Raw genomic sequence first — 19,608 nt, forward strand, 5'->3', positions numbered from 1 at the left:
ACCGACGCGGGCACGGCGTCGCCGAGCGCGCCCGCCCCGCCCGCGGCCCCGTGCCGGATCAGCTCGGTGACCAGCAGCGGGTTGCCGCCGGTGCGGCGCATGATCGTCCGGACGGCGCCGGGCGCCGGGTCCGGGCCGGCCGCGGCGGCGAGCGCGGCGACGTCCCCGGCGGTGAACGGCTCCAGCGCGGTCCACGCGCCGGACTGCAGCAGCGCCGCCCAGACGTCCGCGCGGCCCCGCCAGGCGGTCTCGTCCTCCCGCGCGGTGGCGAGGACGGCGACCGGCATCCGGTGCAGCGCGGGCTCCAGGTCCGCCAGCAGCCGCAGCGAGGACGCGTCCGCGTCGTGCAGGTCGTCCAGGACGATCAGCAGCGGCGTGCGCGCGGACGCCGCCTCCAGCACGTCGGCGAGGTCGAGCGGCAGCCGCCACCGGACGGTCTCGGGGTCGCCGGCCGGGATGTCGCCGCCCGCGAGGAGCGCGTCGAGGTACGGGGACGTGCCGGCGCCGGCGAGCGCGCGGACGACCGTCGCCCACGGCCGCAGCGCCGCCGCGCGGGGCGGGCAGGCGGCCCACACGACGCGGAGGCCGCCCGCGCGGGCGGCGGCCTCCTGCGCCAGCCGGGTCTTGCCCATGCCGGGCTCGCCGGTGACGATCAGCAGCCCGCCGCGCGAGGCGCGCGCGCCGTCCAGCGCGGCGCCGATGTCCTCCAGGACCCCGCCGCGGCCGACGAAGCGTGGCAGCGCGCAGATGGCCGTTCCCCCGGTTCCCAGTCTCGCATCCCGCCGCCGCTGACGGGAGGGATGCCCGGTGGGACGCGGCCCATCCGCGCAGGTCTCAGATGGTGCCGGCCTCCTGCAGCGACGCGATCTCTCCGGCGGACAGGCCGAGGAGGCCGCCGTAGACCTCCGCGTTGTGCTGGCCGAGGGACGGGCCGAGCGCGCGCACCTCGCCCGGCGTGTCGGACAGCTTCGGGAACACGTTGTGCATCGGGAAGTCGCCGAAGTCGGGATGCGCCATCCGGATGATCGCCTCGCGGGCCTTGTAGTGCGGGTCGGCGAGCATGTCCTTCGCGCGGTAGGTGAGCCCGGCCGGGATGCCGTTCTCGTGCAGCAGCTCCAGCAGCGCGTCGGAGCTCTGGCCCGCCGTCCACGCGCCGATCAGCTCGTCCAGCTCCTCGGCGTTGGTGCCGCGCGCGCCGTGCGTCGCGTACCGCTCGTCGTCGCCGAGCTCGGGACGGCCCATCAGCGTGGCCAGCCGGCGCCAGATCGTGTCGCGGTTCGCGGCGATGAGGACGGGCCCGTCCAGCGTGGGGTAGACGTTGGACGGCGCGATGTTCGGCAGCACAGACCCGGTGCGTTCCCGCTGGTAGCCCGCGATCTCCCATTCCGGGACGAGCGACTCCATCAGCGCGAGGACCGCCTCGTAGAGGGCCGAGTCGACGATCTGCCCGCGGCCGGTGCGGTGCCGGGCGTGCAGCGCGACGAGGGTGCCGAGCGCGGCGAACGTGCCGGCCAGCTCGTCGCCCAGCGAGATGCCCGCCCGGGACGGCGGCTTGTCGGGGTCGCCGGTGACGTACCGGATGCCGCCCATCGCCTCGCCGATCGAGCCGAACCCCGCGCGCGGCGCGTACGGGCCGTCCTGCCCGTAGCCGGTGACGCGGGTGACGATCAGCCCCGGGTTCTCCTTCTGCAGGTCGGCGGGCGCGAGGCCCCAGCGCTCCAGGGTGCCGGGGCGGAAGTTCTCCACCAGCACGTCCGCCTGCGCGATGATCTTCCGGGCGAGGGCCTGGCCCTCCGGCGTGCGCAGGTTCAGCGTGACCGACTTCTTGTTGCGGGCGAGGATCGGCCACCACAGCGACATGCCGTGCGGCTTCTCCCGGCCCCACTCGCGCATCGGGTCCCCGGACCCCGGCGGCTCGATCTTGACGACCTCGGCGCCGAAGTCGCCGAGCAGCTGCCCGCAGAACGGGCCGGCGAGCAGCTGGCCCATCTCCACGACCCGGAGGTCTCCGAGCGCACCTGTCATCGTTCTTCCTCCGTCTCGTCCGCGCCGGTCAGGTTGGCCGCGGCGGCGCGGATGTGCGCGCGCATCACCGACTCGGCCCAGCCGGGGTCGCGGGCCGCCAATGCGGCGACCAGCTCGCGGTGGTGGTTCATGCTGCGGGCCATCGCGCCGGCGTCGTACCGGCGGAACGTCCCGACGATCAGGGGGGCGTGCATGACCGACGTCAGCATCGCCGGGAGCCGCCGGTTGCGGGACGCGTCGATGACCGCGGCGTGGAACAGCGAGTTCAGCTGCGCGACGCGGGTGAGGTCGCCGGCGGCGACCGCCGCCTCCATCGCGTCGCACTGGGCGAGCAGGTCGGCGAGGACGTCGTCGCCGGGCGCCATCCGGGCCGCGCGCGCCGCCGCGTAGGGCTCCAGCAGCGACCGCAGCTCGAAGATCTCCTCCAGGTCCCGCCGCGTCCACTGGACGACCCGCGCCCCGCGATGCGGCAGCACCTCGACGAGCCCGTCCGCGCCGAGCCGCTGCAGCGCCTCCCGGACGGGCGTGCGCGACAGCCCGAGCGCCTCGGCCAGCTCCGCCTCGCCGAGCCGGCTGCCCGCCGCCGCCTCGCCGGACAGGATCATCCGCCGGACCGCGTCGTACGCCGCGTCGGTCGCCCGCGCCATCGCGCCTCCCTCGCTGTGATTGCATGCAATATAGTCACATCAGGGTCGAAACTCGCAAGCTGGAGGCGAAGTTGCATACAACAGTCCTCGAAGTGGGACCCCGCGACGGGCTGCAGAACGAAGCCCGCGCGCTCGCCCCGGACGACCGGATCGCCTTCATCGCCCGCTGCGTGGACGCCGGCGCCCGCCGCATCGAGGCCGTCTCGTTCGTCAACCCCAAGCGCGTCCCGCAGATGGCGGGCGCCGAGGAGGTCATGGCGGGCGTCCCGCGCCGCGACGGCGTCTCCTACAGCGGGCTCGTCCTCAACCGGCGCGGCCTCGACCGCGCCCTTGAGGCGGGCGTCGACGAGGTGAACGTCGTGCTCGTCGCGTCCGACACGTTCTCCATGCGCAACCAGGGCAGCACCATGGCCGAGATGCTGGACGCCTGGGACGGCATCGCCGCCGCCGCGCACGACGCGAGCGTCCCCGCCGGGGTCACGATCGCGGTCGCGTTCGGCTGCCCCTTCGAGGGCGAGACGCCGCCCGAGCGCGTCGCCGAGATCGCGCGCCGCGCGCACGCCGCCGGCGCCTTCGAGATCGCGATCGCCGACACGATCGGCGTGGGCGTCCCGGCGCAGGTCCGCGACCTGACCGCGCGCGTCCGCGAGGCCGCCCCCGGCACGCCGCTGCGGTTCCACTTCCACAACACCCGCAACACCGGCTACGCCAACGCGCTCACGGCCGTCGACCTCGGCGTCACCACCCTCGACGCCAGCACCGGCGGCTTCGGCGGCTGCCCGTTCGCGCCCGCCGCGACGGGCAACATCGCCACCGAGGACCTCCTCTACGCCCTCCACCGCTCCGGCGTCGAGACCGGCTTCGACATGGCCGCCGTCGCCGAGACCGGCACCTGGCTCGCGGACCTGCTCGGCACGCCCGCCCCCGCCCTGATCGGCCGCGCCGGCGGCTACCCCTGACCTGCGGCCGCGCTAGCGGCGGGGCTTGGCGACGGGGAAGCGGGCGAGGTCGGTGCCGAGCGTGATCCGGCCCCGGTAGCGGGCCTTGCGGGCGCTGCGGTCGGCGGCCTTCTGCCAGGCCGCGTCCGACAGGGCCGCCGGGTCCGCCGGCGTGATGTGGCTGATCACGACGTGCCGGGCGTCCGCCTCGACGCCGACCGCACCCAGCTCGCCCACCTCCGTGTGGACGGCGCCGATGTGCTCGACGACCGCGGGCGGGTAGCCGATCGCCGCGACCGCGTCCCGGTGGAAGGCCTCGTGGACGAGGACGTCGGCGCCCGCCGCCAGCCGCGGGACGTTCGGCGTGCGGGCCGTGTCGCCGGAGAACACGATGACGCCGTCCTCCGTCTCGATCCGGTACGCGAGCGCCGGGAACACCGGGCCGTGCGGGACGAGGATCGCGGTGACCTTGAGGTCGTCGTTCTCCATCACCGGGAACGGGTCCATGCGCGGCGCGGTGTTCGACGCGCTCGCCCCGGCCGACGCGGGCGGCTGGATCTCGTGGACCCGGACGTAGTCGGCCGGGTCGCTGCCCATGTGCTCGGCGATGAAGCCGTTCGTGGAGTAGGCGAACGCCGCGTTCGACAGCCGCAGCAGCGCCGCGACGCCGGGGACGGGATCGTCCGCGCCGACCCAGTGGGAGCCGGGTGGCGGGCCGTCCGGCAGCCGTCCCGCCGAGCCCGGCCCGTACACGTCGATCGGCTTCTGGAAGCCCTGCCTGCCCACCACACCGGCGCTGAGCAGCGGGAACGAGAACAGGTCCACCGTGTGGTCGGCGTGCAGGTGCGTCACGAAGATCCCCGCGAGGGACGGCATCGACAGCCCGGCCCGCATGAACTGGGTGACGGCCCCGCGCCCGGCGTCGATCACGTAGGTGCGGCCGTTGACGACCAGCGCGGACGCGATGCCGGTCCGGGCGGCGAGCGGCGGCGGCCCGCCCGCGGTGCCGAGCAGGACGAGTTCCGTGCCGCGATGGCCAGGCTGCCGTCCGCCGGGCGCAGCCTGTGCGGCGTCCGCGGATTGCGCGGTGAGGCCCGCGAGCGCGGCGGCACCGCCGCCGAGGACGGCGGCGCGGAGGACCGTCCGGCGCCCGGCGGCGCGGGGAGCCGGGGCGGCTTCTGCGGAGGGGTGCTCAGCGGGGTGTTCAGCGGGGTGGGATGCGCAGGTGCACACGGGTACCAACCTTCGGCCGACGGATGCTGCCCGGCGTGGTGCGTTCGCTCAGGTCAGGGGGCCCACCAAAGGAAGCAGAGGCCGCGGGCGCGCCACCAGACCGCGGGTGATCGTTATTCCGGATGCCGGTCATCGACGGGACGGATGGCTCCGCGTCCCGCCCCGCCCGCGCCGCCGCCCATCCGCCGCACGGATGATCAGCATCCAGCGAATCAATTTCTCAAATCGGGCCGCTCGTCGCCACATTAGGGGCCACTGCGGAGCGGAGAACCGCTCCCCACCAAGGAGCACCCCAGTGAACCCACCCTCACGGCGTTCCGGCGGCGGGACGCTCGCCGCCGCCTGCCTGGCGATCATGGTGTCGCAGATCGCCAACGTCGTCCCGGCGCCCATCAACGGCACCATCCAGGAGTCCCTCGGCGCCGACGGCGTCGCGCTCGCCTGGGTGACCTCGGCGTTCCTGCTGCCGACCGCCATCCTCGAGCTGTCCTTCGGCGTGCTCGGCGACCTGCTCGGACGGCGCCGCGTCCTCATCGGCGGCACCGCCGTCCTCGCCGCCGGCGCGCTGGTCTCCGGGTCCGCGCACAGCGTCCACCAGCTCTGGGCCGGGCAGGCGCTCGCCGGCATCGGCGCGGGCGCGCTCATCCCGACCTCGCTCGCCATCGCCGTCGCCGGCGCGGCCACCGCCGAGCAGCGCTCGCGCGGCGTCGCCACCTGGACGCTCAGCATGTCGCTCGGCACCATGCTCGGCGTCGTCGTCAGCGGGGCGCTCGCCGAGAACGTCTCCTGGCACGCGTCGTTCTACCTCGTCGCGCCGCTCGCGCTGCTGAGCCTCGCGGTGACGGCCCTGTTCGCGCGCGAGTCGAAGTCGCCCGAGGGGCGCTCGCTGGACTGGCCCGGCCAGGCCGCCGTCGCCGTCGGCATGTTCGCGCTGCTCTACGGGATCGTGGAGGGCGCCGGGGTGTCCTGGACGTCGCCGAGGACCATCGTCGCGCTGGTCGCCGGCGTCGCCGGGCTCGTCGCGTTCGTCCTGATCGAACGCCGGGTCGCCGCGCCGATGCTGCACCTGGCCGTGTTCCGCGTCCCGGCCTTCTCCGCCGCCGCGGGCGCCGCCGTCATCGGCATGTTCTCCTTCCTCGGCAGCGTCTACGCGCTGAGCATCCGGATCGGCGCGCTGCAGCACAAGACCGGCATCCACGCCGCGGTGTTCTTCGTCATCCTGCAAGGCGTGCCGTGCCTGCTCGGCCCCGTCCTGCCGCGCATGATGCGGCGGTTCGGCGCGCGCCGCCTCGTCACCGGCGGCCTGCTCCTGCTGTCGGCCGGCGAGTTCTGGCTCGCGGCGCTGCCCATCGGGAACGCGTCCCTCGCCGTCCACGTCGGGCCGCTGCTGCTGGAGGGCATCGGCTTCCTGTTCATCGTGTCGGCGATGACGTCCGCGGCGATCGACGCGGTGCCGCTGTCGTACACGGGCATGGCGAGCGCGGCCATCAGCACCGCCCGCGACTTCGGCATGTGCGTCGGCCCGTCCGTCGTCAGCGCGGTCGCGCTCAGCGCCGCCACCGGCGCCCTGCCCGGCCGGCTCGCGTCGGCGGGGACGCCCGCGCCGCAGGTCGCCGCCGCGACGGCCGCCGCGGACAAGGGCGGCCCGTTCGCCGTCCTCGGCATCCCGGGGCCGCCCGCCGAGGCCGCCCTCAACGCGCTGGCGCACGGCTTCTCCGTCGGCCTCGTGCTGTGCGCGGCCGCGTCGCTGCTCGCCGCGCTGGCCACCGCGCTCTGGCTCCGCGAGTCCAGCGAGCGCGCGGTGCTCACCGAGGTCCCCGCCGCCGCCTGAGCAGGACGGGGGCGGTCCCGATGGCCGGATATGCCAGAACCTGGTCATGGCGGTCATCGGGCACGCCCGCGACAATGGAGGCATGTCCGCTTCGCACCGTGTCGTCATCGCCGTGTTCCCCGACGTCGACCTCCTCGACGTCACCGGGCCCGCGGAGGTCTTCGCGGTCGCGAACCGGGAGATGTCCGGCGGCACGCCGTACGAGGTGCTGCTCGCCGGGCCGGACGGCGGCCAGGTGCGCACCAGCGCCGGCGTCCGGCTCGCCACCGACCTGACGTTCGACCAGGTCGGGGACCGGGTCGACACCCTCGTGGTGCCCGGCGCCGTGGACCGCGCCGGCGCGCCGGTGATCGACCCGGACCTGGTCCGCTGGATCGCCGGCACCGCCCGGCACGCCCGCCGCGTCGCGTCCGTCTGCGTCGGCGCGCACCTGCTCGCGGCGGCCGGCCTGCTCGCGGGCCGGACGGCGACGACGCACTGGGCCACCGCCGACCGGCTCGCCGCCGACCACCCCGACGTCGTCGTGGACCCCGACCCGATCTACGTCCGGTCCGGGAACGTGTGGACGGGCGCCGGGATCAGCGCGTGCATGGACCTCGCGCTCGCCCTCGTCGCCGAGGACCACGGCGAACGCCTCGCGCTGAAGGTCGCGCGGCAGCTCGTCATGTACCTCAAGCGGCAGGGCGGGCAGAGCCAGTTCAGCGTCCCGCTGTGGCAGGCGCCCGCCGAGCGCCGCGACATCGACGAGCTGCGCGCCTGGATCACCGCGAACCCGTCCGCGGACCTGTCGGCGGCGGCGCTCGCCGAGCGGATGTGCCTCAGCGAGCGGCACTTCACCCGCGTCTTCCGCCGCGAGACCGGCGCCACCCCGGCGGCCTACGTCGAGGCGGCGCGGGTGGAGGCGGCGCGCCGGCTGCTGGAGGGCACCGACGAGCCGCTCGACCGGGTCGCCGCCGCGTGCGGCCTCGGCTCGGTGGAGACGCTGCACCGGGCGTTCAGGCGGCGCCTCGGCACGACCCCGGCGGCCTACCGGCGGCGGTTCCGCACCGCCGCCTGACCTCGCATTCTCCGCGTACCGGCCGGTCAGGCCGGTGCCCGGCCCTGCCCGAATTCCGATTCCCTGAATGCTCCAGGAGGACGAGATGACCGTTTCGACGACCCTGCGCGACGTGATCGGCCTGGACGGCGCGCCGCCCGCGCTGTCCACCGCCACCCTGATCATGATCGACTTCCAGAACACCTACCGGACCGGCGTCATGGCGCTGCCCGGCGCCGACCGGGCGCTGGAGGCCGCGTCCCGGCTGCTCGACCGCGCCCGCGCCGCCGGGACGCCGGTGGTGCACGTCGTCAACGACGGCGGTGAGGGCAGCCCGTACGACATCCGCGCCGAGATCGGCCGGATCGCCGACCCCGCCGCGCCCCGCGACGGCGAGACGGTCGTGGTGAAGGGGTTCCCGAACTCGTTCCACGACACCGACCTGCTCGACGTGCTGCGCCGCCTCGACGCCGGACCCGACCTGATCCTGGCCGGTTTCATGACCCACATGTGCGTCCAGTTCACCGCGCAGGGCGCCTTCAACCTCGGCTACCGGCCGACCGTCGTCGCGGAGGCGTGCGCGACGCGTCCGCTGGCGGGCCCGGACGGCGCGCCGATCGCGGCGGACGCCCTGCACGCCGCGGCCCTCACCACGATCGGCGACCTGTTCGGCCTGGTCGCCCCCCGCGTGACCGACCTGCCCGCCTGACCCGCGCCGTCGCGCCGGCCCGTCCCGCCGGGGACGGGCCGCCGGTGCCGGGGGGGCGTCCCGCCGCGAGGTACGGCGCCCCGAGCCGGGCGGAGCGAGCGCCCGGGCGCGTGGTGCGGGGGGCCGGGCCCGGGCGGAGCGGACGCCCGGGCGCGTGCGGGCGCTGAGACCGGACGGCCTCAGGCGCGGGACGGGCGGGCGATCGTGAAGCGGTCGACCTCGGTGCCGTTCTCGGCCAGCGCCCGCACGGACAGCGTCGAGGTCCGGCCGCGCGGCGCCGGCGTCACGTCCACGCGGATGAACGAGTAGCCGGTGAACCGCACCCGCGACCAGTGGACCGTCTCCGGCACCTTGTTGCCGCCCTTGTCCCACACGTAGGTGGCGACGGAGTCGAGCGGCTTCTCGTTGCCCTCGTAGGAGTCCGGCACCGGGAAGCTGTAGAGGCTCCTGCCCGCGCCGCCCGCCGTCACGTACACGACGCCGTCGCTCTCCGGACGGGCCGTGCCGCCGATCGGCACCTGCCGGCCGACCGCGTTGCCCTTGATGGCGTCGGTGCGCTCGTAGACGTGGTTGTGGCCGTTCACGACCAGGTCGACCTGGTACTTCTCGAACAGCGGCACCCACGCGTCGCGCGCGCCGCCCTCCGAGGCGTGCTGGTTCGTCGTGGAGAACGCGCAGTGGTGGAAGAACACCACGATGAAGTCGATGCCGCGCCGCGCCCGCAGCGACTTGAGCTGCGCCTCCAGCCACGCCGTCTGCTTGCCCTTGGAGAGGCCCTGGTTCGCGGGGATCTCGTAGGAGACGTCGTTGGCGTCCAGCGAGATGACCGCGGTGTTGCCGTAGACGAACGTGTAGACGCCCGGCAGGTTCTTCGGGTCTGGACCGTTCCCGGGAAGCTGGAACCGGGCCTCCTCGCCGCCGTACCCGTTGGGCGAGAACCAGGCCTCCATGTCGTGGTTGCCGTACCCGACCATCCACGGCACCTGCTTGGCGACCGTCTCGGTCTGGGCGAGGAACTGGTCCCACGTCCGGACGTCGAAGGAGTCGCTGGTCTGGCCCGACCCGGACGGGTCGGCGTAGCAGATGTCGCCCGCGTGCAGGTGGAACGCCGGGTTCTGGCCGAGGATCAGGCTGTCGTTGGCGAGCGCGTGGTAGCTGACGCCCTGGTCACCGAACGCCGTGAAGGTGAACTTCGACGACCGCGCGGGGGCGGTGGTGAAGGTCCCGATCGTCCCGGCGAGGTGGGAGCTCGCGGGGTCGAAGCCGTCGTGCCCGACGCCGTAGTAGTAGGTGGTGCCGGGGTGCAGCCGGTCGAGCTGGACGTGCAGGTAGTACTGCGTGTAATCGGGGCTCGACCCGACTCCGGCCGGGGTGTGGAGGCTGCGGACCTCCGCCTGGATGCGCTGCGAGAGGTTCCACGGGTGGGTGCCGATGCGCAGGAACGGCTTCTTCACCGGGACGGGGACCTGCCAGGACACGGTCATCTGCGTCCGCGGGTCGGCGCCGAACGCCAGGTGCCGGCCGATCGGCGCGACGAGTGAGCCGTCGACCTGCTCGGCGGACGGGGCGAGGAGCCGCGGGGCGGACGGGGAGGCCGCGTTGGCGTTGCCGGTGAGCAGGCCGCCGGCGGCGAGGGAGCCGGCGGCGACCGCGCCGCCGCGCAGCAGGCCGCGGCGGGAGAACTTCGAGTGGAGGTATTCGTGCTGCTCGGCCATGCTCATGCGCTCGGCGAGCCGCTGGGGGATGCCCATGCGAGGAGTGTTCACGTTCGTTAGGGTGGCGAACGATGCGTGCGCGCGGGCGTCCGCGACATGAACGGACGGCGTACGCCCGCCGACGGCGAGATCACCGTTCGCCCCGCAGGGACGTCCCGGCGGGACGTCCCGCCCGCCGCGGCGCGGGCGGGACGGTGCGCCGCGTCAGCCGGGGAGGGCCAGGTGGCGCGGGTTGGCGACGGTGAGCTTGTCGACGACGGAGGCGCGGATCGCGCCGACCACCTCGTCGCGGCGGTCGTCGAGGGTGCCCTCGCGGATGGCGGCCGCCAGGTCGGCGTCGGATTCGCAGCCGAGTTTCCGCAAGCGGGCGGCGTGTGCGGCTTGGTGGGCCTCGCCCAGCAGCAGCTCGCGGCGCGCGATGCGCAGCGCGGACGCGGCGACGCGGGCATGGAAGCGCAGCCGCTCGTCGGGCTGCTCCGCCTCCAGCAGGAACGCGCCGACGGCGTCGATCAGCGCGGACGCGCCGGGCCGGTCGTGCGGCGCCGAGCCGTCCGCCGTGGCCGGTGACGCGGCGAGCGGGTCCTCGACGGTGACGGGCGACGTCAGGCCGAGCGCGAGCAGCATGTCGTGCTCCTGCTCGCAGACCTTCCGTCCCAGCACGGCGTACTCGATCGACGTGTCGGACCCGCTGAGGAAGCGTTCGGCCTGGTGGCGGCAGAGGATCGTCCAGCGGAGCGTGCCGTAGACCTCCCACCAGCGCAGTTCTTCAAGGGTGGGCGGGGTGCCGCCGGCGTCGGCGTAGCCGGCGAGCAGGTCCTCGCGGGAGCCGAACCCGCCGGCGGGATGCGGGGAGCCGAACCGCCACGCCTTCACGCACACCCAGCCGAGGTCCTCGGCGGGGTCGCCGACGTGGGTGAGCTCCCAGTCCAGGACGCCGGTGACGCCGTCCGGCGCGATCATCAGGTTGCCGTTGCGGAAGTCGCCGTGCACGACGGTGCGCCGGCCGGACGCGGCGGGCCGGTTCTCGCGCAGCCACCGCAGCACCAGCTCGACGGCGGGGCGCGGCTCGTCGAACGCCTCGTAGTAGGCGGTGATCGCGGCGAGCGGGTCGTCGTCCGGCAGGCCGGGGACGGGCTCCATCGTGTGCAGCCGGGCGAGGACGCCGCCGAGGTCGCGGGCCAGCCGGGGCCGGACGGCGGCGAACGCCTCGTCGCGCAGCAGCCGGCGCGGGATCGTCTCCCCGGCCAGCCGCTCCATGATCAGGAACGGGGTGCCGGCGAGGTCGTCGCCGTGGTCGACCAGGGACGGGACGGGGACGCCGGCGCGCGCGGCGGACGCCAGCAGCGCGGCCTCCCGCGCCATCGCCTCCGCGTCGGGCGAGGTCGGCGGGTCGCGGCGCAGGATCAGGGCGCGGCCGTCCGCGTCGAACGACCAGGTCTCGCGGCTCGCGCCGCCGGACAGCCGGTGCAGGCCGGTGACGTCCGCGCCGAGCCGGGCGGCGAGCGCGGACTCCAGCGCGGTCATGCGCGGGCCGCGCGCTGGGCGGCGGCGAGGTCGCGCAGCGGGTCGCTGCCGCGGGTGTCGGCGTACTCCTCGATGCGCGCGATGCGCCCGTCGCCGTCAACGGTGACGAACAGGCACGCGGCGATCTCCAGCGGCGACCCGTCCGGGAGGGTGCCGCGCAGGACGTGCCGCTGGACGTACCCGCCGGGCAGCGCGTCCCGGCGGATCTCCTCGTAGCGGAAGTCGCCGAGGTTGCGCGACAGCCAGCGCAGCGTGCGGAGGTTGTCGTCCACGCTCTGCTCCGAACCGCCGCCGGCACCGGGGCCGTTGTGCCAGATCAGCGCGCCGGGCGCGTAGAGGGAGCGGAGCGTGTCGACGTCGCCGCCGGTGATGGCGGCGATGAAGCGGTCGGCGAGTTCCTCGTACACGCGGGTCTCCTTCGGGGGAGTTCTCAGGGGGTGGGGCGCAGGCCGAGGGCCCGGACGTTGAGGGCGTCGAGGGTGTCCAGGAGCCGTTCGGTGTCGGACGTGTCGTCGCCTTGGACGAGCCACAGGTACAGCGAGTGGTCGACCATCGCGGCCAGCGCGCGCGCCGTCATCTCCGGGTCGAGGTCCGGGTCGACAAGCCCGGCGCGCTGCCAGCGTTCGATCGCCCGCGCGGACCGTCCGACGGACTCGGCGCGGTGCTTGCGCCGCATCTCCTGGAACTCCTCGTTGAACGTGGAGACCTGCTCGATGATCGCCATCATCTTGGCGTTGCGCCGGTACGCCTCGTAGTAGGAGCGGTTGGCGCGGCGCACGCGCGCGGCGGGCTCGGCGGAGTCGGTGCCGGGGTCGCCGGTGGTGAAGGAGTGCCGCGTCATGTCCTCGAACAGCCGGTCGGCGACCTCCAGGAAGACGGCCTCCTTGGACGGGAAGTACGTGTAGAAGGAGCCGTAGGCCACCTTGGCGTGCCGGGCGATGTGCGCGACCCGGGTGTCGAGGAAGCCGCGCTCCTCGAAGACCTCGCGTGCCGCGGCGATGAGGCGCTCCCTGGTGCGGGCGCCGCGCTCGGTCAGCGGCGCCTGCGCGTTCTCGCCGGCACCCGTGTCCGCCATGCCGTGGTTCCTTTCGCCGTGGACCGCCGCCCCGCGGGGGCTTGACAAGCCGATGTTCGCAGGAACAGTATCCGAGCATCGAGCAAGTTGATATGACTGTCAAGTCAACTTCGGGGAGGCGCCGGTGCGGCCATGCTGATCAGCGACATCGTCGAGTACGCGGCGCGCAAGCACCCGGAACGCGCCGCGCTCCGGTTCGAGGACCAGGTGATCGGTTACGCGGAGCTGCGGGACCGGGTCCGCCGGGCCGCCAACGCGCTGCGGACCATCGCCGAGCCCGGCGACCGCGTCGCCGTCCTGTCGGGCAACCGGCCCGAGTACGTCGACCTCTACTACGGCGTCCCCGCCGCCGGGATGGCGCTGACGTTTCTCAACCACCGGCTCCACCCGTCCGAGATCACCGCGCTGGTCGAGCATGCGCAGGCGTCCGTGCTGGTCGTCAGCGGCGAGTACCTCGACGCCATGGCCGAGCACCGGCACGAGATGCCCGGCGTGAAGGTCGTCGTCGGCCTGGACGGCGGCGGCGACCGGGCCTATGCCGACCTCGTCGCGGCGGCGCCCGCCACCGAGCCGCCCCGCCCCGACGAGGACTCCATCGCCTGGCTCGTCTACACCAGCGGGACGACCGGCACGCCCAAGGGCGTCATGCTCAGCCACCGCAACCTCGCCACCGGCGTGATCAGCTCGGCGTCCCAGTGGGAGATCCCCGACGAGAGCGTGTTCCTGTTCTGCTTCCCGCTCTGCCACGTCGGCGGGTACGCGGTCCTCGTCAACCACCTGCGCTCGGCCACCGTCGGGATCGTCCGCTCCTACGACAACGAGACGTTCCTGCGGCTCGTCGCCGACTGGAAGGTCACCCAGACCGGCCTCGCCCCGACGATGATCGCGTTCCTGCTGGGCCACCCCGGCATCGAGGACCACGACCTCGGCACGCTGGAGGCGATCGGGTACGGCGCGTCCGCCATCCCCGCCGAGGTGCTGCGGCGCGGCATGGACGTCCTCGGCTGCGACTTCTACCAGGGCTTCGGCATGAGCGAGCTCGGCGGCAACATCCTGTACTTCGGGACCGCCGAGCACCGCCGCGCCGCCGCCGGCGAGACCCACCTGCTCGCCGCCGCCGGACGCGTCATGGACCTCGCCGACATCCGGATCGTCGACCCGGACTTCGACGACGTCCCGCCCGGCGAGCCCGGCGAGATGGTCGTCCGCTGCGACCAGGTGATGCGCGGCTACTGGCGCGAACCCGAGCTGACCGCCGAGGCGTTCCGGGACGGCTGGTTCCGCACCGGCGACGTTGTCCGCCGCGACGCCGAGGGCATGGTCTACATCGTGGACCGCATCAAGGACATGATCATCACGGGCGGCGAGAACGTCGCCTCCCGCGAGGTCGAGCAGGTCCTGTACCGGCACCCCGACGTCGCCGACGCGGCCGTCTTCGGCGTCCCCGACCCGCGCTGGGGCGAGGCCGTCTGCGCCGCCGTCGTGCTGCGGCCCGGCGCGTCCGCCGCGCCCGGCGACGTCATCGCCTTCGCCCGCGAGCACCTCGGCGGCTACAAGGTCCCCCGCCGCGTCGAGGTGGTCGACGAGCTCCCGCGCAACGTCGCGGGGAAGGTCCTCAAGCGCGACCTGCGCACCCGCTACGCCGCTCCCCTCTGAAGGAGGCACCCCGAATGCCCGCGAACAAAGAGTTCGACCTTGGTGGGATCAACCACCTCGCGCTCGTCTCGTCCGACATGCAGCGCACGATCGACTTCTACTCCGGCGTCCTCGGCATGCCGCTGATCAAGACCCTCGACCTGCCCGCCGGGATGGGGCAGCACTTCTTCTTCGACTGCGGCGGCGGCGACTGCGTCGCGTTCTTCTGGTTCCCGGACGCGCCCGACGGCGTCCCCGGCATCTCCGCGCCGAAGACCCGTCCCGAGCAGGGCGAGCTGCTCAGCGCCGTCGGGTCGATGAACCACGTCGCGTTCCACGTCCCCGTCGAGAAGTTCGAGGAGTACCGGACGAGGCTCCAGGAGAAGGGCGTCGAGGTCAGCCCGATCCTCAACCACGACGACAGCGAGTGGGGCGTGGCACCGACGTTCGACGACGGCGTGTTCGTCCGCTCCTTCTACTTCCAGGACCCCGACGGGATCCTCCTGGAGTTCGCCTGCTGGACCCGCACCTTCGACGAGTCCGACGTCTCGCACACGCCGAAGACCGCCGCCGACCGCACCGCCCCCAAGGAGAAGAGCAATGCCGCGCCTGCGTGAGATCCCCCGCGCCGAGGTCACCGACGAACGCATCCTGTTCTTCTACGACCACCTGTTCGCCCCCGACCGCGACCCGGCCGTCGACCACGGCACCGCGACCGGCTCGCCCGGCGACTGGTGGACGGTGTTCGCGCAGGACCCCGACGTGTTCCGGCACGCCGTCCGCGGCTTCGCCCTCTACCGCAACGCCTCCCTCGACCCCGTCCTGCGCGAGCTCGGCCAGTGCCGGGCCGGCTGGGCGCGCGGCAGCCAGTTCGTGTTCTCGCAGCACTGCAAGCAGATGCGGGCGCTCGGCATGTCCGAGGACAAGATCGAGTCCATCCCGCACTGGCAGACCGCCGACTGCTACTCCGAGCTGGAACGCGCCGTCCTCGCCTACACCGACGGGCTCGTCCTCGACGGCGGCCGCGTCCCGGACCGGGTGTTCGAGATCCTGCAGAAGCACCTGTCCGACAAGGAGATCCTGCAGCTCACCTACATCACCTGCATGTACGAGATGCACGCGACGATGTCGCGCGCGCTGCGGCTGGAGTTCGACGACCGTCCCGAACCGATCGTCGAGGTCGCCGCCCCCGAGGGCTACGGCAACCGCGACATCTCCGCCGACCTCACCGGGGGCAGCTGATGCTGTTCCCCGTCCCGGACCGGGTGCGGGGCGTCCGCGACGCCGTCCACGCGTTCATGACCGAGCGCGTCGAGCCGGCCGAGCCCGCCCTCAACGCCGGCGACCGCGACACCCTCCTCCGCCTCCGCGACGAGGCGAAGAAGGAGGGCCTCTGGGCGCTCGGCCACCCCAAGGAGCTGGGCGGCGGCGGCCTGCCGTTCCTCGACTACGTGTACGTCAACGAGGTGCAGGGACGCAGCGAATGGGGGCAGCTCGCCCTCGGCACGTTCACGCTCCAGGACTCGCTGATGCTGCACAAGTACGCGAGCCCCCGCTGGCGCGACCGCTACCTCGCCCCGATGGTCGCGGGCGAGGTGTCGCCGAGCTTCGCCATGACCGAGCCCGCCCATGCCGGCTCCGACCCCACCCAGCTGCAGACGAAGGCCGTCCTGGACGGCGACGAGTGGATCATCACCGGCCGCAAGTGGTTCACGACGGGCGCCGCGCAGGCCGCGTACACCACCGTCATGTGCCGCACCGAGCCCGAGGGCACCGCCCCGCACCGCGCGTTCAGCATGATCATCGTGCCGACGGACACGCCGGGGTACCGGATCGTCCGCGAGACGCCCGTCCTGGGCCTCAACGGCGGGCACTACGAGGTCGCCTACGAGGACGTCCGCGTCCCCGCGGACCACCTCCTCGGCCCGCGCGGGCACGGCTTCGTCATCGCCCAGGACCGCCTCGGCCCCGGCCGCATCTTCCACTGCATGCGCTGGCTCGGCCAGGCGCAGCGCGCGTTCGAGCTGATGTGCGACCGGCTCGGCACCCGCGTCGCGTTCGGCGAGCCGCTGTCGGCGAAGCAGCTGATGCAGCAGCACGTGTTCGACTCCTACACCGAGATCCAGGCGTCCCGCCTGCTCACCCTCCAGGCCGCCGAGCAGATCGACGCCGGCGACCAGGCACGCATCGAGATCGGCGCGATCAAGGTCGTCGGCGCGCGGATGCTGCACAACGTCGTCGACCGGGCCGTCCAGGTCCACGGCGCCGCCGGCCTCACCGACGACCTCCCGCTGTCGCGCATGTACCGGCACGCCCGCGAGGCCCGCCTCTACGACGGCCCCGACGAGGTCCACATCCAGAGCACCGCCCGCCGGATCCTCAAGGCGATGGCGTGAGCCTCACCCGCCGGACCCTGATCTCCGGCATCGGCCTGGCCGCCGTCCTCGGCCCGACACGGACGGCGGCCGCGGCCGGCCGTCCGCGAAAAGGAAAGCACATGAAGATCACCAAGCTGGCGAGCGGGCTGCTGTTCCCGGAGGGCCCGACGGTCCTGCCGGACGGCGACGTGCTGGTCGTCGAGATCCACCGCGGCACCCTCACCCGTGTCAAGCCGGACGGCACCACGTCGGTCGCCGCGACGACCGGCGGCGGCCCCAACGGCTCCGCGCTCGGCCCGGACGGCCGCGTCTACATCGCCAACTCCGGCGGCCTGCGCCGCTTCGAGGTCGGCGGCTTCGTCTTCGCCGGCGGCATCCCCGACGACTACACCACCGGCAGCCTCCAGGCCGTCGACCTGTCCGACGGCTCCGTCGAGACCCTCTACACCGAGGCGGACGGCGTCCCGCTGCGCGGCCCCAACGACCTCGTCGTCGACGCCCACGGCGGCATCTACTTCACCGACTACGGCAAGAGCGACGGCGTCACCGGCGACAAGGGCCGCCTCTACTACGCCAAGGCGGACGGCTCGTCCATCAAGCAGATCGCCGGCGGCATGGAGGGCCCGAACGGCATCGGCCTGTCGCCCGACGGCACCCGCCTCTACGTCAGCGAGACCTACACGGCCCGCGTCTGGTGGTGGGACGTCACCGCCCCCGGCGAGATCAAGGGCGGCCGCTCCCTCGGCGGCTCCGGCGGCGGCAACTTCCTCTACACCGCCCCCGACTACGTCAACTTCGACTCGCTCGGCGTCGACGGCCACGGCAACGTCTGCGTCGCGTCCATGGTCCACGCCGGCATCTCGATCATCGGCCCGGACGGCGACCTCGTCCGCTTCGTCGACATCAACGTGGACGACGACCCCGGCATCACCAACATCACCTGGGGCGGCCCCGACATGCGCACCGCCTACGTCACCGCCTCCAGCACCGGCCACCTCCTGAAAATCGAGAACTGGCCCTACCCCGGCCTCCACCTCAACCACGCCTGACCCTCGCGGCGAGTCGCCGTCCCACAACGACGACTCGCCGCAAACCAACGAAGGCCGTGACCACCTCTTCAGCCGGTAGTCCGCCCAGCGTCCCGTGAGCTCGGCGTGCCGGACGATCCAAGCGTCCTCGCGCCGTTCGCTGGAACTGGGCGCCCTGCCCTCGCACGCCGCACGCTGGAATCACACTGCCCAAGGCCGCGAACTCGGCGAGAGCATCGGCGCCGTCACCTGACGAGGAGACGCCCATGGCCCCCGAACCGCTCACCGACGACGAGATCGCCGCCCGCCTGGCCGACCTCCCCGGCTGGGAACGCACTGGCAACGCCATCACCCGGACCTACCGGCACAGCTACCACGAGACCGTCCACCTGGCGATGTACGTGGCAGCCAAGGCCCGCGAAGTCGGTCACCATCCCGACATCCACATCACCTGGCAACGCATCCGCTTCGACATCACGACCCACGACGCCGGACACCGCCTGACCGCCAAGGATTTCGAACTGGCCCACCACATCGACGCCATCGCCACTGGCCACGGAGCCGAGCCTGTCTGATCGCCCGATGGAACGTCAGGGGGGCTTGACGTCAGGGTGGGTTGACGTCAGGGTGGTGGGCATGATCACTCCTGAGGGGATCGAGAGAGAGTTCACGTTGCTGACGGCGGCGGGGCGGCATGACGAGCTGTGGGTGCGGGACACGATGGGGGACGTGCCGCTGCTGCGCGAGGAGGCCCTCGAACGGCTCGCGCTCGGCGAGGTCATCGCGCGCAAGGCGGTGTACGGGCGGCAGCTCGCGGTGCGGACGGCGCGGGAGGCCGGCGCGTCGTGGTCGCAGATCGGCGCCGCGCTCGGCGTCAGCAAGCAGGCCGCCTGGGAGGCGCACGCCCGGTGGATCGACGACCAGGAGGAGCAGCGCCGCGGCTGCGACTACAAGGGGATGGACGAGGAGCAGGTCGCGCGGGCCCGCGAGCTGGCCGGACGCGTCGAGGAAGGCTGACCCCCGCGCGGCGATCATGATCTTGAGGCGGTGCGCGTCCTAGGATGCGGCGTGAAATCTGCCGACGGGGGGACGCGGATGGGGATGGACGAGGTCGTCCGGCAGCTGCGGATGACGATTCACGACGCGCAGGTCGCCTTCGACTGCATCGGGCTCGGCGACATCGAACGGGCCGGGACCTGCATGATCACCGCGAGAGCGGCGCTGGAGGCGGCGGAAACGGTGCTGCGGCACGATCTGGCCCGTTTCCCGCTGGACGAGCTGGCCGGGGAGGGCGCGAAGGTGATGGCCGCGATGGGCGACTAGCGAGCCTTGCCGGATGGCCGGAGTTTCCGGAGTGCGGTACTGGGAATTCTTGCCACTAGCGAGGGAACGGAGGCGCATGGTATGGAGGTCGTCCTCGAGATGACCCTGCCGAGGAACGCCGAGAGCGCTCCGCTGGTCAGGCATACGCTCGACGCCTCTCTGCGCGGCCTGGGCGTCCCGCCGGAGGTCCGCGCCGACATCGCGCTGGCGCTGGGCGAGGCGTGCGCGAACGTCATCCAGCACGCCACCGCGGGCAAGGACTACGAGGTCAGAGCCCGGATGGACGGGGCGAAGTGCGTCGTCGAGGTGATCGATGGCGGCGCCGTGGTGAGCACCGCCGAGGGCGGCGACACCGGGCACCGGGTGTGGGACGGGCCGCCCGCGCCGCCGGGCGCCGAGCACGGCCGCGGACTGCAGCTGATGCGGGCGTGCACGGAGGAGGTCCACATTCTCGATCGCGTCCAGCGAAACGGGGCGATCGTGCATTTCGAGAAATCGTTCGCCGGCTGAG

21 protein-coding genes are annotated in these 19,608 nt (G+C 73.4%); 13 read left to right on the forward strand and 8 right to left on the reverse strand.

The window, feature by feature from the left end:
• The 3 genes from F9B16_RS32330 to F9B16_RS32340 form a co-directional block, all read right to left on the reverse strand.
• Positions 1-770, reverse strand: a 770-nt coding sequence (locus F9B16_RS32330) for an ATP-binding protein (protein WP_192809096.1), incomplete at its 3' end; no start/stop codon positions are given.
• Between the two features lie 64 nt (positions 771-834).
• Entirely contained in the window at positions 835-2,025 is a 1,191-nt protein-coding gene (locus F9B16_RS32335; protein WP_151544021.1) for a CaiB/BaiF CoA transferase family protein, read from the reverse strand.
• Positions 2,022-2,672 carry a GntR family transcriptional regulator gene (locus F9B16_RS32340; protein ID WP_151544022.1) on the reverse strand — a complete coding sequence of 217 codons (651 nt, stop codon included), beginning with the start codon at positions 2,670-2,672 and terminating at the stop codon, positions 2,022-2,024. The genes F9B16_RS32335 and F9B16_RS32340 overlap by 4 nt, the downstream gene beginning before the upstream one ends.
• Before the next feature lie 23 nt (positions 2,673-2,695).
• On the opposite strand from F9B16_RS32340, the gene F9B16_RS32345 reads away from it, so the two are divergent.
• Positions 2,696-3,631, forward strand: a complete 936-nt coding sequence (locus tag F9B16_RS32345) for a hydroxymethylglutaryl-CoA lyase (RefSeq protein ID WP_151544023.1) — start codon at positions 2,696-2,698, stop codon at positions 3,629-3,631.
• A gap of 12 nt (positions 3,632-3,643) precedes the next feature.
• Here the strand turns inward: F9B16_RS32345 and F9B16_RS32350 are convergent, their stop codons facing one another.
• Positions 3,644-4,843 carry an MBL fold metallo-hydrolase gene (locus F9B16_RS32350; RefSeq protein WP_151544024.1) on the reverse strand — a complete coding sequence of 400 codons (1,200 nt, stop codon included), beginning with the start codon at positions 4,841-4,843 and terminating at the stop codon, positions 3,644-3,646.
• Positions 4,844-5,138: 295 nt separating this feature from the next.
• Between F9B16_RS32350 and F9B16_RS32355 the strand changes: the two genes are divergently transcribed.
• The 3 genes from F9B16_RS32355 (at position 5,139) to F9B16_RS32365 (ending at position 8,419) form a co-directional block, all read left to right on the forward strand.
• Positions 5,139-6,674 carry an MFS transporter gene (locus tag F9B16_RS32355; protein ID WP_225992136.1) on the forward strand — a complete coding sequence of 512 codons (1,536 nt, stop codon included), beginning with the start codon at positions 5,139-5,141 and terminating at the stop codon, positions 6,672-6,674.
• Positions 6,675-6,756: 82 nt separating this feature from the next.
• The gene (locus F9B16_RS32360; RefSeq protein WP_151544026.1) at positions 6,757-7,731 is read left to right on the forward strand and encodes a GlxA family transcriptional regulator; all 975 of its coding nucleotides are present in this window, start codon (positions 6,757-6,759) and stop codon (positions 7,729-7,731) included.
• Between the two features lie 85 nt (positions 7,732-7,816).
• Entirely contained in the window at positions 7,817-8,419 is a 603-nt protein-coding gene (locus tag F9B16_RS32365) for a cysteine hydrolase family protein (RefSeq protein ID WP_151544027.1), read from the forward strand.
• Positions 8,420-8,598: 179 nt separating this feature from the next.
• Here F9B16_RS32365 and F9B16_RS32370 read toward each other — a convergent pair whose 3' ends face one another.
• From F9B16_RS32370 to F9B16_RS32385, 4 genes are all read right to left on the reverse strand, one after another.
• Positions 8,599-10,185, reverse strand: coding sequence for a purple acid phosphatase family protein (locus F9B16_RS32370; protein ID WP_225992137.1), 1,587 nt, complete (start codon positions 10,183-10,185; stop codon positions 8,599-8,601).
• A gap of 153 nt (positions 10,186-10,338) precedes the next feature.
• On the reverse strand, positions 10,339-11,658 hold the full coding sequence (locus F9B16_RS32375) for a phosphotransferase family protein (protein ID WP_151544028.1): 1,320 nt from the start codon (positions 11,656-11,658) through the stop codon (positions 10,339-10,341).
• Positions 11,655-12,065 carry a nuclear transport factor 2 family protein gene (locus F9B16_RS32380; protein ID WP_151544029.1) on the reverse strand — a complete coding sequence of 137 codons (411 nt, stop codon included), beginning with the start codon at positions 12,063-12,065 and terminating at the stop codon, positions 11,655-11,657. Before F9B16_RS32380 ends, F9B16_RS32375 begins: the two co-directional genes overlap by 4 nt.
• Positions 12,066-12,088: 23 nt before the next feature.
• A complete protein-coding gene (locus tag F9B16_RS32385; RefSeq protein WP_151544030.1) occupies positions 12,089-12,733 on the reverse strand; it encodes a TetR/AcrR family transcriptional regulator in 645 nt (214 codons plus the stop codon).
• A 132-nt stretch (positions 12,734-12,865) separates the two neighbouring features.
• Between F9B16_RS32385 and F9B16_RS32390 the strand changes: the two genes are divergently transcribed.
• From F9B16_RS32390 to F9B16_RS32430, 9 genes are all read left to right on the forward strand, one after another.
• Positions 12,866-14,389: a long-chain-fatty-acid--CoA ligase gene (locus tag F9B16_RS32390; protein ID WP_151544031.1), complete on the forward strand. Its 1,524-nt coding sequence runs from the start codon at positions 12,866-12,868 to the stop codon at positions 14,387-14,389.
• 14 nt (positions 14,390-14,403) lie between these two features.
• Positions 14,404-14,985, forward strand: a complete 582-nt coding sequence (locus F9B16_RS32395; RefSeq protein ID WP_151544032.1) for a VOC family protein — start codon at positions 14,404-14,406, stop codon at positions 14,983-14,985.
• Positions 14,969-15,610 (forward strand): carboxymuconolactone decarboxylase family protein, encoded by a 642-nt coding sequence (locus tag F9B16_RS32400; RefSeq protein ID WP_151544033.1) that lies wholly within the window; start codon positions 14,969-14,971, stop codon positions 15,608-15,610. Before F9B16_RS32395 ends, F9B16_RS32400 begins: the two co-directional genes overlap by 17 nt.
• Entirely contained in the window at positions 15,610-16,764 is a 1,155-nt protein-coding gene (locus tag F9B16_RS32405) for an acyl-CoA dehydrogenase family protein (RefSeq protein WP_151544034.1), read from the forward strand. The genes F9B16_RS32400 and F9B16_RS32405 overlap by 1 nt, the downstream gene beginning before the upstream one ends.
• Positions 16,761-17,795 (forward strand): SMP-30/gluconolactonase/LRE family protein, encoded by a 1,035-nt coding sequence (locus F9B16_RS32410; RefSeq protein WP_225992138.1) that lies wholly within the window; start codon positions 16,761-16,763, stop codon positions 17,793-17,795. The genes F9B16_RS32405 and F9B16_RS32410 overlap by 4 nt, the downstream gene beginning before the upstream one ends.
• 245 nt (positions 17,796-18,040) lie before the next feature.
• Positions 18,041-18,349: a 4a-hydroxytetrahydrobiopterin dehydratase gene (locus F9B16_RS32415; RefSeq protein ID WP_151544035.1), complete on the forward strand. Its 309-nt coding sequence runs from the start codon at positions 18,041-18,043 to the stop codon at positions 18,347-18,349.
• A gap of 61 nt (positions 18,350-18,410) precedes the next feature.
• Complete coding sequence (locus F9B16_RS32420; RefSeq protein ID WP_151544036.1) at positions 18,411-18,791, forward strand: hypothetical protein; 381 nt, start codon at positions 18,411-18,413, stop codon at positions 18,789-18,791.
• A gap of 51 nt (positions 18,792-18,842) precedes the next feature.
• Positions 18,843-19,097, forward strand: coding sequence for a hypothetical protein (locus F9B16_RS32425; protein ID WP_318839271.1), 255 nt, complete (start codon positions 18,843-18,845; stop codon positions 19,095-19,097).
• Positions 19,098-19,178: 81 nt separating this feature from the next.
• Entirely contained in the window at positions 19,179-19,607 is a 429-nt protein-coding gene (locus F9B16_RS32430; protein WP_151544037.1) for an ATP-binding protein, read from the forward strand.
• The last annotated feature ends 1 nt before the right edge of the window (position 19,608 follow it).

The organism is Actinomadura montaniterrae (assembly GCF_008923365.1).
Taxonomy (GTDB): domain Bacteria; phylum Actinomycetota; class Actinomycetes; order Streptosporangiales; family Streptosporangiaceae; genus Spirillospora; species Spirillospora montaniterrae.